Annotated in this window: 13 protein-coding genes; 8 read left to right on the top strand and 5 right to left on the bottom strand. The window is 41.6% G+C overall.

Features of this window, described 5'->3' with window-relative positions; translation table 11 throughout:
• The first annotated feature begins 214 nt into the window (after positions 1-214).
• From CJD36_RS03920 to CJD36_RS03910, 3 genes are all read left to right on the top strand, one after another.
• The gene (locus CJD36_RS03920; RefSeq protein WP_105037786.1) at positions 215-1,393 is read left to right on the top strand and encodes an acyl-CoA dehydrogenase family protein; all 1,179 of its coding nucleotides are present in this window, start codon (positions 215-217) and stop codon (positions 1,391-1,393) included.
• Between the two features lie 237 nt (positions 1,394-1,630).
• Entirely contained in the window at positions 1,631-1,927 is a 297-nt protein-coding gene (locus CJD36_RS03915; protein WP_105037785.1) for a hypothetical protein, read from the top strand.
• Positions 1,928-2,002: 75 nt separating this feature from the next.
• Positions 2,003-2,260, top strand: coding sequence for a hypothetical protein (locus CJD36_RS03910; protein WP_105037784.1), 258 nt, complete (start codon positions 2,003-2,005; stop codon positions 2,258-2,260).
• Between the two features lie 75 nt (positions 2,261-2,335).
• Here CJD36_RS03910 and CJD36_RS03905 read toward each other — a convergent pair whose 3' ends face one another.
• The 4 genes from CJD36_RS03905 to CJD36_RS03890 form a co-directional block, all read right to left on the bottom strand.
• Positions 2,336-2,803 (bottom strand): hypothetical protein, encoded by a 468-nt coding sequence (locus CJD36_RS03905; protein ID WP_105037783.1) that lies wholly within the window; start codon positions 2,801-2,803, stop codon positions 2,336-2,338.
• 143 nt (positions 2,804-2,946) lie between these two features.
• Entirely contained in the window at positions 2,947-4,695 is a 1,749-nt protein-coding gene (locus tag CJD36_RS03900) for a hypothetical protein (protein WP_105037782.1), read from the bottom strand.
• Positions 4,696-4,735: 40 nt separating this feature from the next.
• Complete coding sequence (locus CJD36_RS03895) at positions 4,736-6,022, bottom strand: TCR/Tet family MFS transporter (RefSeq protein ID WP_105037781.1); 1,287 nt, start codon at positions 6,020-6,022, stop codon at positions 4,736-4,738.
• 102 nt (positions 6,023-6,124) lie between these two features.
• Positions 6,125-6,505 carry a hypothetical protein gene (locus CJD36_RS03890; protein WP_105037780.1) on the bottom strand — a complete coding sequence of 127 codons (381 nt, stop codon included), beginning with the start codon at positions 6,503-6,505 and terminating at the stop codon, positions 6,125-6,127.
• Between the two features lie 362 nt (positions 6,506-6,867).
• Here CJD36_RS03890 and CJD36_RS03885 point away from each other — a divergent pair, with 362 nt between their 5' ends.
• Together CJD36_RS03885 and CJD36_RS03880 are read left to right on the top strand one after the other, a co-directional pair.
• On the top strand, positions 6,868-9,198 hold the full coding sequence (locus CJD36_RS03885; protein WP_240609287.1) for a TonB-dependent receptor: 2,331 nt from the start codon (positions 6,868-6,870) through the stop codon (positions 9,196-9,198).
• A 20-nt stretch (positions 9,199-9,218) separates the two neighbouring features.
• Positions 9,219-10,004 (top strand): DUF4249 domain-containing protein, encoded by a 786-nt coding sequence (locus CJD36_RS03880; RefSeq protein WP_105037779.1) that lies wholly within the window; start codon positions 9,219-9,221, stop codon positions 10,002-10,004.
• 222 nt (positions 10,005-10,226) lie between these two features.
• Here CJD36_RS03880 and CJD36_RS03875 read toward each other — a convergent pair whose 3' ends face one another.
• On the bottom strand, positions 10,227-11,363 hold the full coding sequence (locus CJD36_RS03875; RefSeq protein ID WP_105037778.1) for a TlpA disulfide reductase family protein: 1,137 nt from the start codon (positions 11,361-11,363) through the stop codon (positions 10,227-10,229).
• 495 nt (positions 11,364-11,858) lie between these two features.
• On the opposite strand from CJD36_RS03875, the gene rnr reads away from it, so the two are divergent.
• The 3 genes from rnr (at position 11,859) to CJD36_RS03860 (ending at position 16,800) form a co-directional block, all read left to right on the top strand.
• The gene (gene rnr, locus CJD36_RS03870) at positions 11,859-13,991 is read left to right on the top strand and encodes a ribonuclease R (protein ID WP_105037777.1); all 2,133 of its coding nucleotides are present in this window, start codon (positions 11,859-11,861) and stop codon (positions 13,989-13,991) included.
• A gap of 111 nt (positions 13,992-14,102) precedes the next feature.
• Positions 14,103-15,068: a polyprenyl synthetase family protein gene (locus CJD36_RS03865; protein WP_105037776.1), complete on the top strand. Its 966-nt coding sequence runs from the start codon at positions 14,103-14,105 to the stop codon at positions 15,066-15,068.
• Positions 15,069-15,210: 142 nt separating this feature from the next.
• Positions 15,211-16,800 carry an AAA family ATPase gene (locus tag CJD36_RS03860; RefSeq protein WP_105037775.1) on the top strand — a complete coding sequence of 530 codons (1,590 nt, stop codon included), beginning with the start codon at positions 15,211-15,213 and terminating at the stop codon, positions 16,798-16,800.
• Positions 16,801-16,833 lie beyond the last annotated feature (33 nt).

The raw sequence follows: 16,833 nt of genomic DNA, 5'->3' as shown, positions 1-16,833 counted from the left end.
ACGATCCATAAATTATAGTCGCTTTATTCTACAAATCGAAACAAAAGGGCGCAAAAGCAGTATGGTATTGATTTAATACCGATTATAGATAATATTTATGCCCCTATAGTGTGAAGATGTATGATAAAACTGACTTAAATTCTGTCACAAAACTAATCGAATATGCCAAATATGCTACCTTTGCGCCACAAATTGAAATCAACTTTAACAAAACATGGAAAAGGATACTTACCAGGCCCCCGATTATTTTCTCGTAGATGAACTTTTAACAGACGAACACAAACTCATTCGTGACACTGTTCGTGCATTTGTAAAGAAAGAAATTTCTCCTATTATCGAAGATTATGCACAGCGTGCAGAATTCCCTAAGCACCTTATAAAAGGTCTGGGCGAAGTAGGTTGTTTCGGTCCTTTCGTACCAGCAGAATATGGTGGTGCAGGTCTTGACTATATCTCTTATGGTATAATGATGCAGGAATTGGAGCGTTGCGATTCAGGCATCCGTTCTACAGCATCTGTTCAGGGCTCATTGGTAATGTTCCCTATCTATAAGTATGCGAGCGAAGAGCAGAAACACAAATGGCTGCCAAAACTGGCTACAGGTGAATTGATGGGTTGCTTCGGTCTTACCGAGCCAGACCATGGTTCTAACCCTGCTGGCATGACCACCAATTTCAAAGACGCGGGCGACCACGTTATATTGAATGGTGCTAAAATGTGGATCTCTAATTCGCCTTTCGCAGATATAGCTGTGGTTTGGGCTAAAGACGAAGCCGGCGAAATTCGCGGTTTGGTGGTAGAGCGTGGCATGGAAGGTTTCTCAACTCCTGAGACACATGGTAAATGGTCACTACGCGCATCAGCAACAGGTGAACTGGTTTTTGACAATGTAAAAGTACCTAAGGGTAATATCTTCCCTAACATCAAGGGACTGAAAGGTCCTTTGTCTTGCTTGTCAAGCGCACGCTTTGGTATAGCTTGGGGTGCATTGGGTGTGGCTATGGACTGCTACGACACTGCATTGCGCTATTCTAAGCAGCGCATACAGTTCGGTCGTCCTATCGCAGGCTTCCAGCTCACACAGAAGAAATTGGCAGAAATGATCACTGAGATCACCAAGAGCCAGTTGCTGAACTGGAGACTGGGTGTATTGCGCAACGAAGACCGTGCTACTCCTGCACAGATATCTATGGGCAAGCGCAATAGCTGCGACATAGCACTGAAGGTAAGCCGTGAAGCCCGCCAGATCCTCGGCGGTATGGGTATCACCGGCGAATTCAGCATTATGCGCCACATGATGAACATGGAATCAGTAGTTACCTATGAAGGTACTCACGACATCCACCTGTTGATCACCGGTATGGATGTGACTGGGATCAATGCTTTTCAGTAGTCGTAAGTTATAAGTCGTAAGTAGAAAGTCCTGCTTACGTAGAATATATTATGCGGTAGTTCGAAAGAACTGCCGCTTTTTTTATGCTCAGCTGGACGAAGCGGATGCTTCGACTAGTTGGGGTGACGCATTTTAAATTACGCATACAGATGACAATCGCGATTATCATTTTTTAGTATCTTTAACCCAATGAGCAGTTTAAGTTCAACTGCGAACTGAAAATATAAGAGAGCAACTATGATAACTGATACAGATCAAATAACTGAAACTAAAGAATCTCTGACCCTGCAATTGGAAAAATTACAGAAAGAGATCAAGAATCTGAAGATACTGGGCATGACAATTGTGGTTATCGGCATTATTGCTGGCTGTTACTCATTAATAGATGCCTTGGACTCAGGGCATATTAGTAGCCTTACTGCGGCACCCATATTTGCTGCACTTTTATTAGTTCGTGTAGTTGCCGTAAAGCCGCTGAAAGTAAAGAAAGATTTAGCGTGGGAGATAGACAATAAGTTGATGCAGATGTCATAGTTCAATAGGGGAGTCTCTTATAGCGAAGCCCTCGCTTCGACCATTTGAAGATAAGAGAACTAATAACTTTGTCTGATGATTACTAATGACTTGATAGACCTATATAAATCTTATGGCGGCGATATTGACGGGTTTACACGCAATTGTAAACCTCATCAAATTCAAATGGTAAATACTGGAGATTGGGCAATGATTGAAAGCGTAATTCAAGACCTGCGTTTAATAAATGTAGGTATGGTTTCTGCCGAATTAAGAGAGAAAGTAGAAAGAAAATTGCATGAAGGATTCGATCAGAACGCAGTTGCCGCAGTAAGATTGTTAGCTATGAAATAAAATTTCCTCTGCCCCCACTGGTCCTTTGGTCCGCTTCGTGCAGTCGGCCGTTTGTAATAATTTTAATTGCAGTGCTCAGAATCTGATAGTTAATAACGAATCTAAAGAAGCATTATCTAAATCGTATCTCTTAATTCTATTTTTACTCAAAAGGGTTACACCATCAATAAAAACAAATTTCACTGAATCACGATAAAATAAAATATTTTGTAATGATATGTCAGTCATAAAATTTTGTATTCTATTTCTATCTAAACTATCCCAAAATTCAGTTTCGTGTGAAACAAGTGAATCTTGTATAGTAAACTTACAAGAAAATGAAAATCGACCTTTAAGAGTATTTTCTGCTTCCCAGCAATTGCAACCTTTAGAATGTTCAAAGATTTTACTATTGAATTGAGAAAAATAGATGAAATTATTCTTGTTGTTGTATACTGTTTCTCTGTATTCCTTTTCTTTTTTTACGCAAAAATTGGGCGTAAAAATAGAGATAAGAACAGCGACAAGAAACGTCACCAAAATAATTGTCCTTTTATTTGTCATGCTCTTAATATAAGTTCTTCACCTTTACCTTGTCACCAGAGTTAGCACAGCCGCTCCCAATTCTACCAGTTTTACACTTCTCTAAGCCAGAAGTCACATAAGTTATACATTAACCAATTGCCGCATTCCACCACATTGCCGCATTATTTAACCGTATCCCTATTCTGCACCTCCACACTCTGCTGATTTTCAGACAATAAGATCTTCACCTGCTTGTCCACAAAGTCATTTACAGATATACCTGCCGATGGGCTGTTGTAGTAGGAGAGTACCACCGTATCTCCGGCTTTTGCAAATGGTGCACTCTGGAACTGGGAGCAGTTGACATAGAAAGCATGGGGTATAGTATCAATGTAGATATCCAGCTGCAGGCCATTTTGGGTCTGCTCATAATTCAGCCTGCTGATAATGGCAGTTATGGTCTTCATATCGCTGGCATTATCGGTAGCTATCTGTCCGCCAGACTGGCTGAGCAATGATTGGTAAGCATGTAGCGCATTCAGCGGCACAGCATCATAGGCCATTATAGACTTATTGGTCACATCTACAAATGCCACACCACGGTAGGAACCATCACTGCCCAATACAGATATGATGGCGGTCATGCGCCCATAAACATTCTCATAGATCACCCTTACCCCTTCCAGGTGTTGGTAGGCCAGCTTGGTGGTCACCGCCGCCAGCAGATTATCTTCAGTGGTACCGGCTACTATATACCTGGTAGATACCCCTGTTTTAGTATCTGTATAAATGAGATCGGTCATTGATGCATCTGCGGCATTTGATGAGGTCATTGGCGTTACATAATAGCACCTGCCATCTGCGCCATAATTAAGGGTTATGTCTTCTGTAGCTTTCTGGTTCAGGTGCGCCCATACGCTGTTCCACCAACCCAGGGCATAATCGCCCCAGTCACCCAGGTATGTTTTGATGGTTTCCGCGGGGTATACCCTGTCTACCCACTCAGGTACTTCGCTGGTCTTTTTGAAATTGATAACGCCGGTCAATGGGTCTATGATCGCCACGCCCAAAACCTTTTCACCGCTGTACCCAATGGTAGGATCACAAACGGTCACTACCCAATATGGTTTTAGGCTATCATCCAGTTCAAATGAGTAATCTGTTAATACCTTATTATAGTAGCCGTTGGTATAGAGGTGCCTTTCCAGGTTATGGCTGAAGAATGATTCCGGGCTGTACTTCATGAGTTGCTTTTCTACAAACACAGGCTTAGCCTGGGGATTCTCAGCATCTACAATTATAAAGCCGGGTATACCCTCTGTGTTAACGTATGCACCCAGTCCCCTGTAGTCAAGCGGAATGATGTACAACAATCTGTCGTTTACTTTTTGAAGGGTGATGTGTTCTACGTCAATATCAAACTGGCTGCCCACACTTGCCTGGCTGCCATTAGTGGCATTCTGGTTCAGCGATGTTTTGGCCAGTGCTATGGCAGTTTCTTCGGGTACTAACCTTATGTGTTTAGGGTCTATTGGTGCAATATCTTTCGACCAGTGTTTTATGGACTTATCGTCCGACATCTTGCCGATCATAGCCGCATAGGCCTGTCCGTGAAAAATAGGAGAGGTAGAGAACAAAGCATACAAAGCAAAGATCACTACTATCGTCACCGGCACACCTATAGCCATTGCTGACCGGTTAATGAGCGCACTGCCGGTAGTAAATAATATCACCAATACAATCATAGCCCCCAGCAGAGGGTAGGCCATAGATGGCATAGACGACCAGGCGATAAACCATGAAATGCCCAGAAAAGGAACAAACAGCAGTGCAGCAGTTTTGACTTTGTTGTTGTTGGACAACCTGCCGGGCAGAAATATAGGCACTATACCAATTACGGAAACTAACAGGGCAATCAGGAAGAATACCATAACAACGATTTAATTTTCAATAAAATTACAGATATTATTATTATGCATCTGCTTCTGCCTTTTCATTAGGGGTAAGCGACCTGTGGTAATGCCTTAATGAGGGTATAGCAAATAAAATAGATGCTATGACCAGCACAAAACCTAATAGGAATGGCATACCGGGAAACACAATTGGAGCCTCTTTGGCGGTAAATATCGCAAATAGGTTGTTCATGATAAGTGGGCCAATGATGGAGGTAAGGCTAACCAGACTGGTTAGTGCGCCCTGTAGTTCGCCCTGCTCATTTGCGGGAACCTGATTGGAGATAATGCCCTGTAAGGCAGGGCCGCCCAGGCCACCCAAACAATATGGGATCAGGAATACAAACATCATCCACCCTTGGTTGGCAAATGCAAAGAGAACCAGTCCAACTGCATAGAGCGCAAAACCTATATATACCGAGTTCTTTTCACCCAGTTTTGGTATGGTGAAGCGTATTAGTCCGCCCTGTACTATGGCAACAAGTACACCAACTACAGCCAGAGATATACCTACCATCTTAATATCCCAGTTGAACTTGTACATGGTATAGAACGACCAGTTGGACTGCACAGCATGGCTTGCAAGGTAAATACAGAAGTACGATACCACCAGCCCAGATATAATAGGGTAGCGGCGCAAGTGCTTTAGTGAACTAATGGGATTGGCTTTTTTTATGTCTATATCGCGCCTGTTTTCTTTAAGTAGTGACTCAGGCAACACGAAATAGCCATATAAAAGGTTGAGCAGGCTGAATGCAGCAGCAGCCATAAATGGCAATCTTAGTTCCCAGTCAAATGCACCAGTATGACCAATGTGCTTACCCCAAATACTAAATAAAGTACCCATTAACGGACCAATGATAAAGCCTAAGCCGAATGCAGCGCCAACCATACCAAAGTTCTGTGCTCGCTTTTCGGGCGTACTGATATCGGCAATGTAGGCTGTGGCCGTAGTGAAGCTGGCACCTGCAATACCCGCTACTATACGACCTATAAATAACAACAATAATGTTGGCGAAAATGCCATGAATATGTAATCAACTCCCAGTCCGAAGAGAGAGAAAAGCAAGATGGGACGGCGGCCATACTTATCACTTAGCGACCCAATAAGCGGTGAAAACAAAAACTGCATGCTGGCATAGGCGAATAGCAACCAGCTATTATATTTGGCAGCATGGGCCAGGTCGCCACCGGTAAGTTGCTTAATAAGAGAAGGAAGTACTGGTATTATGATACCTAAACCTATAACATCTATAAGAATGGTGATGAATATAAAACTAAGCGCGGCTTTGCGTGGAACTGTCATGGTAACTATTTAATGGGGCGCAAAAATATAGATACTTATTTACACTTGTTGCATTGAACTCTATTAAATAATTGCCTGGGCGCCACTGCTGTTGATTGTCAGCTATTTAATTTTCTTCAATTGCAACAGGTACTTTTCTCTACTCCTGAGAGAGAGGGTGTCGTTGATCATTGAATAGTTGAAAGTATCCATTTGGCCATTGTTGTTGAAGTATATAGAAGTGCCATTTGTGTGATAGGTTCCCTTTGTGTCTTTGTTTGTATAAAAACTGTCGGATGAGAAATCGAAAGTGTCTGAGCCATTTATTGCTACACTAATGGATAGCAGAGCTAAACCGAGATTTCCTGTTGAGTCTTTTGAATTAGTATCGGTAGGCGCTACAGCAAACAATATCCATTTGCCCTTTAGTGAAGCTACTGTGGTGGCGTTCCTACATCCTGCGAAAACTAACGCAATAATGATGATTGGTATAATATACTTCATGAATATAATAATTTAAAATTGAAGGTAATGAATGTTGGGGTATTTATGTATATGTCTTTACCTGCTTATTGCCGCTGCTTACCGATAGCACTTTCTACAAAGTCTGCAAGCGTAATATATTTGCCGGATTGTAATAACGACTGAGAGATGCTGTTGAAGTGAGAAAAACCAAGAGAAGAGCAGGCGATGAAAAAAAGGAAATATTTTTTAGCGCGGCGTGGGGGTATAGCTAATCTGGGTTGTCTATTACTACAACACCGGTGCAACAGCCCCTGTAACTTTAACAACACCATAATTGAAACGCCTCATAAATAACTGATTATAACAATAAATTGCAGCACCAAAGCACACAACATCCATCCATGACATATCAAAGAAGTATTGGTACCACTGTAAGGTACATGTTCACATTAGTGTTCATTTTTTCTTCCATCATTGCCTCAGCACAAAAGTTTACCGTAAGTGGAACCATTAAAGATAAAAAGAGTGGGGAAGCGCTGATAGGTGCCACATTGGTTGTGGTCAATGACCCTACTATAGGCGTGGTGACCAATGAGTATGGCTATTATTCGCTGACCCTACCCAAAGGAGATTATAAACTGCTGTTCCGCTACGTGAGCTATAACATGCAGGAGATACCTGTGACGCTGGATAAAAACACCAAGCTGGATATAATTGCAGAACCTGAGGACAGGCAACTGAAAGAGGTGGTGGTGAGCAGTAAGCTGAGCAATGTAAGAAATGCACAAATGGGTATGACCAAGCTGAATGTGCAGGAGATGAAGGCATTGCCGGTACTATTTGGAGAAAGGGATGTAATGAAGATCGTGCAGCTGCTGCCAGGTGTAGAATCGGCGGGGGATGGTAACAGTGGTTTTTATGTGCGTGGCGGTGCCGTAGATCAGAACCTGATATTGCTGGATGAGGCTATTGTTTATAACCCTTCTCACTTGCTGGGCTTTTTCTCTACGTTCAACTCTGATGCACTGAAAGACGTGACCTTATATAAAGGAACTGCGCCTGCCCAGTTTGGTGGTAGATTGTCGTCGGTTATGGATGTGAAGATGAATGATGGCAACGATAAAGAATATCATGTATCGGGGGGAATTGGGCTTATATCATCTAAGCTGGCAGTAGAAGGACCAATAGTAAAAGACAAAGGTTCGTTCCTTATTAGCGGTCGCCGCACCTATGCAGATATATTCCTTGGTCTCTCGCCCGATACCAATATTAACCGCTCACGTCTTTACTTTTATGATCTGAATACTAAGTTCAATTACAAACTATCAGACAAAGACCGGTTATTTCTGTCGGGTTATTTTGGTAAAGACCAGTTGGGCTTGGGCAGTGTCTTTGGCATCAACTGGGGTAATGCCACCGGAACCCTGCGCTGGAACCACCTGATAAGTCCGAAGTTGTTCTCGAACACTTCTCTTATTTTTAGCGACTATAATTATAATATCAACGTAAATAATTCAGGATTTTCCGCAAAGATCCATTCCGAGATACGCGACTGGAACCTGAAGGAAGAGCTGGACTATTTCTCTAATCCTAAGAATACCATTCGCGTTGGGTTTAGTTCAATTTATCATACTATTACCCCGGGTACTATTACGGGTGCCAATATTACAACGGTTGGCAAGCCTGATAACCACACCTGGGAAAACGGCATTTATATATCCAACGCGTGGAAGCCGAATTCACGGTGGAACATAGACTACGGTATAAGGTTGAGCATATTTACAGTATTTGGCGGATCGGAAATGTATGAGCTGGATGCAAAGGGCGCTATAAAAGATACCTTGAAATATGGTAAAAGTGATGTAGTAAAGAACTACATCAATCCCGAACCACGTTTCTCTGCCAGCTATACGCTCAATGAGAATTCATCTTTAAAGGCTGCTTATACACGTAATACACAATCGCTGCACCTTATATCTAACTCTACCAGCAGCAACCCTACTGACAAGTGGGTAGCCACCAACAACATTATTAAGCCTGAAATTGCCGACCTTGGTTCATTGGGGTATTTCCGCAATTTTAAGAACAATATGTATGAGCTGAGTGTGGAAGGCTATTATAAATACAGTCAGAACCAGATAGATTATAAAGATGGAGCGAATGTGCTGAATAATGACGCTATAGAGCCTAAGTTGCTGTTTGGTCAGGGTAGGGCATATGGATTGGAGTTTTCTGCTCACAAGACACAGGGCAAGTTTACAGGATGGATCTCTTACACTCTGTCAAAAACTGAAACGCAGATAAACGGCATTAATAATAACCAATGGTACAATGCCCGCCAGGACCGCACGCACAACCTATCGGTAGTAGCAGTGTATGAGGTGAATAAGAAATGGACATTGTCATCGTCATTCGTCTATTATACAGGTGACGCGGTTTCCTTCCCAAGCGGCAAGTACAACATTAATAATCAAACGGTGTTTTATTACACCGAAAGGAATGGCTATCGTATGCCATCGTATAACAGGCTGGATTTTGGTGCTACGCGCCAGCTTGCGCACAGAAAGCACTTCACGTCAGAAATATCGTTTAGTGTCTATAATGCATACGGGCAGCAGAATCCATATATCATCACCTTCCAGGACGACCCTAATGACGCGTCTAAGACGCAGGCATTGCAAACAGCACTGTTCCGTTTTGTACCATCAGTATCGTATAATTTCAAATTCTAAGCCCTCTAACAATTCTAATAATGAAACGCAATCATATAATTTATATAGTAGCAATCGCATCATTCATATTTCCTTCTTGCCAGAAGGTGATACATATAGATCTTAACTCAGCCGATCCTAAATACGTTGTTGAAGGCAACATAAGTAACCAGGCCGGGCCACAGACGATAAAGTTATCTAAGACGGTAAGCTTCGAGAGTTCTAATGTCTTCCCGGCTGTGAGTGGTGCCCTTGTCACAGTAACTGACGCCACAGCAGGCATAACCGATACCTTGCAGGAAGGTGCTGCAGGTTATTATACTACTATATCTATGACCGGTGTGCCGGGGCATACGTACCAGCTTTATGTAAAGTCTGATAGTAAAGTATTCACTTCTACCTGCACTATGCCGCTGCCGGTAACATTGGATAGCCTCTATATTTCCAAATCTGTATTTGGCAATACCAGAGGGGCGATCGTTTATACTGATCCCGCTGTCACGGGTAATTACTATTACTTTGCTGAATACAAAAATAGCGTGCTCACTAACAACGTCTATATAAGAAGCGATGAGTTGAGAAATGGCCAGGTGATAGACCAGGTGCTGAGCAGAGGCGGAGGAGAAAGTGAATTGAAAACAGGTGATTACCTTACTATAGCCATGCAGTGTATCGATTCAGCAATGTATCAATACTACTTTACACTACAACAGACCAAGAACCAAAATGCTGCGACTCCGTCCAATCCGCAGTCTAATATAGTTGGTGGGGCACTGGGATACTTTAGTGCACACACTGTGAGCAGTAAGAGTGTGCTGGTGAATTAATAAGGATTGATTTTAAAGAATAAAAAGGTAAGGATTGTTCGGGTTATTGATAAGACATTATGCTATGCGCTTTTGCTATGACCCTTACATGGGAGTAGAGAACAAGTGAAACAATTGGAAGTAAGGCCCGGATAAGATCGTTTATAATGAAAATGCATTAACGGTCAGAAATAGTAAAGGGCGGCAATTTGCCGCCCTTTACTATTGAGAATATCAGTCATTTTACTTGATCGTTTGCTTAAGGATTATCTCCAGTTGTTCGCCGCGAAGATCGCGAGCTACTATCTTGCCGTTAGGATCAATGAGGTAGTTGAAGGGGATAGATTGAACGCCGTACATACGAGCAGCATCGGAGCTCCAGCCTTTCAGATCGCTTACCTGCGTCCATGTAAGTCCGTCATCTTTTACAGCTTGCTCCCACTTGTCTTTCTGGTTATCGAGAGATACGCTGAAGATGGTGAAATTCTTATCCTTGTATTTATTGTATGCAGCAACTACATTAGGATTTTCTGCACGGCAAGGGCGACACCAAGAAGCCCAGAAATCGAGCAATACGAATTTTCCTCTTAGTGAAGACAATGATGCTTCTTTGCCATCAAGTGTTTGCAGCTTAATGTCCGGAGCCATTGCGCCTACATCGATACGACCAGGTTCTGCTTTTTGCTGATGAGATCTGAGATCTAACTTAGCATAGTACTCAGCATAATCTTTGGTCATTTTAGTACCCGGATATTTGCGACCCAGACTCTGTGCAAATGTTTCCAAGTAGTTGAATTCGGTATTTGCGTTGAGCATACGTGCAGCAAACACAGCGTTAGGTTCAGATCTGGTAGTATCTGCATAGATTTCTACATACTCCGTGAAATTGAACTGAACATCCTGAAATTCTTTCTTTGCAACCTGCAGCAAGCTATCATTGCCTTTTGCCTGCAGGGTATCAATAACCATAGTCATGGTATTGATATCGCGGAGATGTTCCCTAATCGATACAATAAATTTTTTCAGACTTTCAGAACTTGCAGAACCAGTTACGTTGTAGTTCTCGATAGTGTTCCAGTCGCCATTTATTTTAATACTTCCTTTATCAACAGACAGTAGGATGAATTTGTTTTTTGCGAAATGCAACCTGTATAAGCCCGGTTCGGGCGATACGCCAGCGATCTCGAAATTGCCCTTGTTATCAGAACGCTGAGAGTCAACAATTGTGATGACGTCGTTAGCGTTGAGCTGTTCCAAAATCACTGTTTGTTCAGGCATTCCAGTAATACTGCCCGCAATAGTAAACTTGCGGCTACCACTACCACATGATGCAAAAAATCCCGAAACAATAAGAAAGAATAGTAAATGTTTATATTTCATCCAGTGACTTTTAGCATTAAATTCTGTCGCGCATATCTTTTCCACTTTTCAAAAATAATAAGTGAAACGTCAACAAATGTTTAAAGTTTGATTCGGAGGCACTTTTCAGGTGTTTAAATTTGTTAATGATCTTTATGCGTTATGGATATAGTTAATGTTTTTTTCTGCTAAAAACTCAAGAATTGTAGAGGGAATACGTGACATTGAGTACTCTGTCTTGATGGTCAGAGGGTTTTGGAAGATTGCCAAATTGTTAAATATATCATAGAGCTAATGGGCTACTAGCTCAATAAACAATTTTTTTATTATCTTTAGTACGATTAGAGAAGGCTGCAAAATAAATATAACCAATTTTCACTAATTCTATTTCATTTCTGCTTTGTAGCACAAGTCTTTAAATAATCCATTATTCGCAGATTTTGCGCCTTGCATTATAGAATAGATAATCACTAAACTTGATGGCAATTAAATCACCATCTACACTAAATTGAATTAATGAATAAAAGAACAAATCCAAAAAAGAACAACAAGGACAACAGTTCAATCAAAAGCTCTTATACAGGAAAACTGGAAATTTCACGAGGAGGTATGGGTTTTGTGGTGGTTGAAGGTCAGGCGAAAGACATCATAGTAAAGCGAGAGCACATGGGTAATGCCCTGAACGGGGATACAGTTACAGTAGAAGTACACGGCTACGCAGACAATAACAAAAGACAAGAAGGGACAATAACTAAGGTCATTCACCGCAAACAATCTGAGTTTAGCGGCAGAGTGCAGGTTCATGAGCATTTTGGCTTTCTGATACCTGACAGCGAAAGAATGCCGGTAGATATATTCATACCACTTTCGGGCCTTAATGGTGCGAAGGAAGGAGATAAGGCTATAGCGAAAGTTACAGACTGGAACGGAAAGGCTAAGAACCCGGTAGGGGAGATAACCAGCATCCTCACTAATGAATCTATGAATGAGATTGCAATGCAATCTATTCTTACTGAAAACGGATTCCCACTTACATTTCCTGATGAGGTACTGGAAGATGCCGCAAGGTATTCTGAAACTATAGATAAGGATGAGATAGCCAAGCGTAGAGATATGCGCGGCATTCTTACAATGACTATAGATCCTGTTGATGCTAAGGACTTTGATGATGCTATATCTTTCAAGCCGCTTGACGATGGATGGTTTGAAGTAGGTGTGCACATTGCCGATGTGAGCCACTTTATAGAAGCCGGATCGGCACTGGATAAGGAAGCTTATAAAAGAGCAACCAGTGTGTATCTGCCGGATAGGGTATTGCCAATGTTGCCGGAGCGATTGAGTAATGAACTGTGCTCGCTTCGTCCGAACGAAGATAAATATACCTTCTCCGCAATATTCCAGATCAATGGCAAGGGAGCAGTAAGAGATACCTGGTTAGGTAAAACGCTTATTCACTCCGATCGCAGATTCAGCTATGAAGATGTGCAGGAGATCATAGAAGGAGCGGAAGGTGATCATAAGGAAGTGATACATATACTTAATGGTATAGCACAGAGTCTGCGTGCAGACCGTTTTAAGGCAGGTGCTATTAACTTCTCGTCTCAGGAAATCAGGTTTAAGCTGGATGAAAACGGCAAACCGATTGGGATTGTTATTAAGGAAAGTAAAGAGGCGCATAAGCTTATTGAAGAGCTTATGCTACTGGCTAATAGGTCGGTAGCGGAGTATGTGTCGGGCATTACATTTAAAGACAAGCCTGTACCATTCCCTTATCGTATACATGATGAGCCTGACCAGGATAAGCTGAAGATGTTTGCATTATATGCAGGTCGATTTGGTATCAAATTCGATTTCAGCACTATTGAGGCGGTGGCTAAGTCTTTCAACAGTATGCTGGAAGCGGTGCAGGGCAAACCCGAGCAGCATGTGCTGGAGCAGTTGGGTATACGTACCATGTCTAAGGCAATATATACAACTGAGAATATTGGTCACTACGGACTTGGTTTTAAAGACTATTGCCACTTTACATCGCCAATACGCCGTTACCCGGATGTGTTGGTGCACCGTATTTTACAGCAGTGCCTGGAAAATAAGATAGAGCCTATAAAGGATCTTGAAGTGCAATGCTCGCATTGCAGTGACCAAGAGCGCAGGGCTATGGATTGTGAACGCAGTGCCAACAAATACAAGCAGGTGGAATACATGCAGGACTATGTGGGTGAGGACTTTGAAGCAGTGATCAGCGGCGTGAGCCAGTATGGTTTCTGGGCAGAGACGGTAGCGCACAAGTGTGAGGGTATGGTATCCTCTAATGACCTTGCCGAGTTTGATGATTTCCTTTTTGTAGAGAATGAATATGCATTGGTGGGGCGCAGTACCAACCTGCGTTTTGCAATGGGTGATAAGGTGATGATAAAGGTGGTATCTGCCAACCTGGATAAACGCCAGATAGATTTCACCATTATGGAGATGCCTGGAATCACCCGGTCTAAGTATGCTGCAGCCAGTCGCCCCGCAAGAGGGGATGCAGGCCGCGGACCATCATCGGGCAGGCCACAATCTGGTCGACCACAACCGAGCCGCCCGGGTGGTGGTGGTGGTAAGAAAGGTGCCGCCGGAAGGATAGACAGGAAGAATAAAAAGAAGTAATCTTATAAATATGTAATAGAAAAAGCCAACAAGGATATAATGTATATCGTTGTTGGCTTTTTCTTAAATGTAATTTTTACTTTTGACGACAAATAACAGTAAAAGGACCACATGCAATCATTTACCGATCTAGTAGCTCAGTTTGAACACCGCTTCACCACAACATTGCCATTTCCTGAATCTCCGGCGACCATATACGATCCATGCCGTTATTTGCTGGCATTGGGTGGAAAGCGCATAAGGCCTGTGGTATGCCTGATGGCCAATGAGCTGTTTATGGAGATCAATGAAGATGCTTGGCATGCGGCAATAGGTGTAGAACTGTTTCACAACTTTACATTGATACATGATGACATTATGGACAAGGCACCGCTACGTCGCGGGCAGCCAACCATACATGCCAAGTACGGACTGACATCTGGTATATTGTGCGGCGACATTATGGGTATCTATGCTTATCATAGCTTAGCCAATATCGACACAGCGTTGCAACCAGTGATGCAGTTATTTAATAAGACAGCTATAGAGGTTTGTGAGGGGCAGCAGCTGGATATGGATTTTGAAACCCGTATGGATGTGACCCTCGATGAATACATACACATGATCACGCTTAAAACGTCGGTATTGCTGGCCTGCAGCCTGAAGATGGGGGCACTGGTAAGTGGCGCATTGGGTGATAGTGCCAATAAACTCTATGAGTTTGGTAAGAACATGGGTATCGCCTTCCAGCTGCAGGACGATTACCTGGATGCTTATGGTGTGGCAGAAGTTATAGGCAAGCAGAATGGTGGCGATATACTTGCCAATAAAAAGACCTTCCTGCTGGTAAAGGCATTGCAAAATGCAGATGCTAGTCAGCGTAAACAAATCGAAGATCTGTTGAACAGCAGTGCTGACGATAAAGTAAAATCTATGCTTGCACTATTTAGTGCTACCGGTGCTGATGTACTTTGCAGAGATCTTGTAGCCCATTATTCGCACCTGGCATTTCAATCTCTGGATGACGTAGCCATACCATCTAAGCGTAAGCAACCGTTGCTGGAACTTGCGCAGTTTTTGTTGCAGAGGGAGAAGTAGGTACGCGGCTATACCTTACGTTTTTGGTTGTCCAAAATTTACTTATCAACCTGCTTAAGCCGGAAGTAATGCTTTATTAGAGTTAACAATTTGTAAGAATTGCTAGTTATTTTAAGTATAATATTTTAATGAAATAATATATATGAGGGTTCAGAGAATACGTTTAAAGCATTTTAAGAGATTTGACGATTTAACAATTGACCTTGGACCGTCACCTGAAAAAGTAATTGCACTAGTGGGACCCAATGGCTCTGGAAAAAGTTCAATATTTGATGCTTTTGAGCAAAAAATGAAATCAGTTCGATGGGTTGGTGAAGAAAATTTGGGATATTATTCAAAATCAGAATATTATGCTGTCCCAATAGAAAATCTTCCTGCGTTTGACAGAAATACAAATATTGAGTTGACATTATCGCCAGTAAAGACTATTGATCGAAAGACTTTTTATATTCGAACCGCATATCGTTTTACTTCAAAAATAGATGTACGGCAAATTGAAAGTCTACCTGATATGTTGAATGATGAGGATCTCGTCGGAAGTACTATTTCCATTGATAGCAGATTAGTAAACAACTACAAGCGTCTAATTGGACGTGCTTATTCGACTTTTGACACAACTGGAACAAAAACTGGCAATGAAATAAAGAGCGAGTTACTAGATAAAATCAATCTTATACTTTCAAATGTTCTTGACATACGAATTTCGAGTTTGGGAAATATCTTGGAAAATAAAGGTCAATTCTATTTTGAAAAAGAGAACGTAAAGAATTTTCCTTACTCAAACTTATCGTCTGGAGAAAAAGAAGTATTAGACATCATAATAGATCTTATAATAAAAGTAGAAGTATTTAACGATACAGTTTTTTGCATAGATGAGCCTGAGTTACATTTAAACACAGCAATACAAAGGAAATTAATAATAGAACTTGAAAAAATAATCCCTGACAATTGCCAACTCTGGGTAGCTACCCACAGTATCGGATTTCTAAGAGCATTACAGGAGGAATTAAAAAACAAATCTCAGGTAATAGACTTTTCAGAAAGAAATTATTTTATTGGAACCCAGACAATTGTTCCAATAAAACGGAGCCGAAAAAATTGGCAAAGAATATTTAGTACCGCTCTTGAAGATTTGACTGGACTGATTGCACCAAAGCGAATTATTTATTGCGAGGGCAAAGCCAGTGTTAGTGATAACATAGAAAAAGGGCTAGATGCTAATATATATAATGAAATTTTTTCTGAACAATTTTCTGAGACGTTGTTTGTTTCATCAGGTGGTAATACAGAATTGGATCATAGATCAGAGATTGCAATAGCAATTCTTGGTAAGGTTTTTACGGACCTAGAGATATGGATTCTAAAGGATCGGGATTTTGACTCAGGGAAATATACTGATGAGACAAGAAGACAATTGTATCTAAAGAGTGGCAGAGGTAATTTACGAATTCTAAATAGATGGGAAATAGAGAATTATTTATATGATAAAGAGATTTTGAAGAAATATTGTTCTAAAAATGCACTTACGTTTAACGAGACAAAGTATGACGGGGAAATTAATGATATTTTAAATGATAACGTAAAAGATAAGACCGGATTTATAAAGGCTTGCTGCGAAATTTCATTTCCCATTAATGTGGAAAAATTCAAGATAGAATTAGGCCTACTTATTAGTGAAGACACAGGTATATATAGAGAACTTGTTGAGTGCATCTTTGGTTTATCGCAGTAACACGGACTAGTGGAGGGTTTTTGAGGGTCGGAT

Source organism: Flavipsychrobacter stenotrophus, from assembly GCF_002954265.1.
Classification (GTDB): Bacteria; Bacteroidota; Bacteroidia; order Chitinophagales; family Chitinophagaceae; genus Flavipsychrobacter; species Flavipsychrobacter stenotrophus.
Note: the sequence above shows the minus strand (reverse complement) of the source record. Positions and strands in the feature narration are given on the sequence as shown.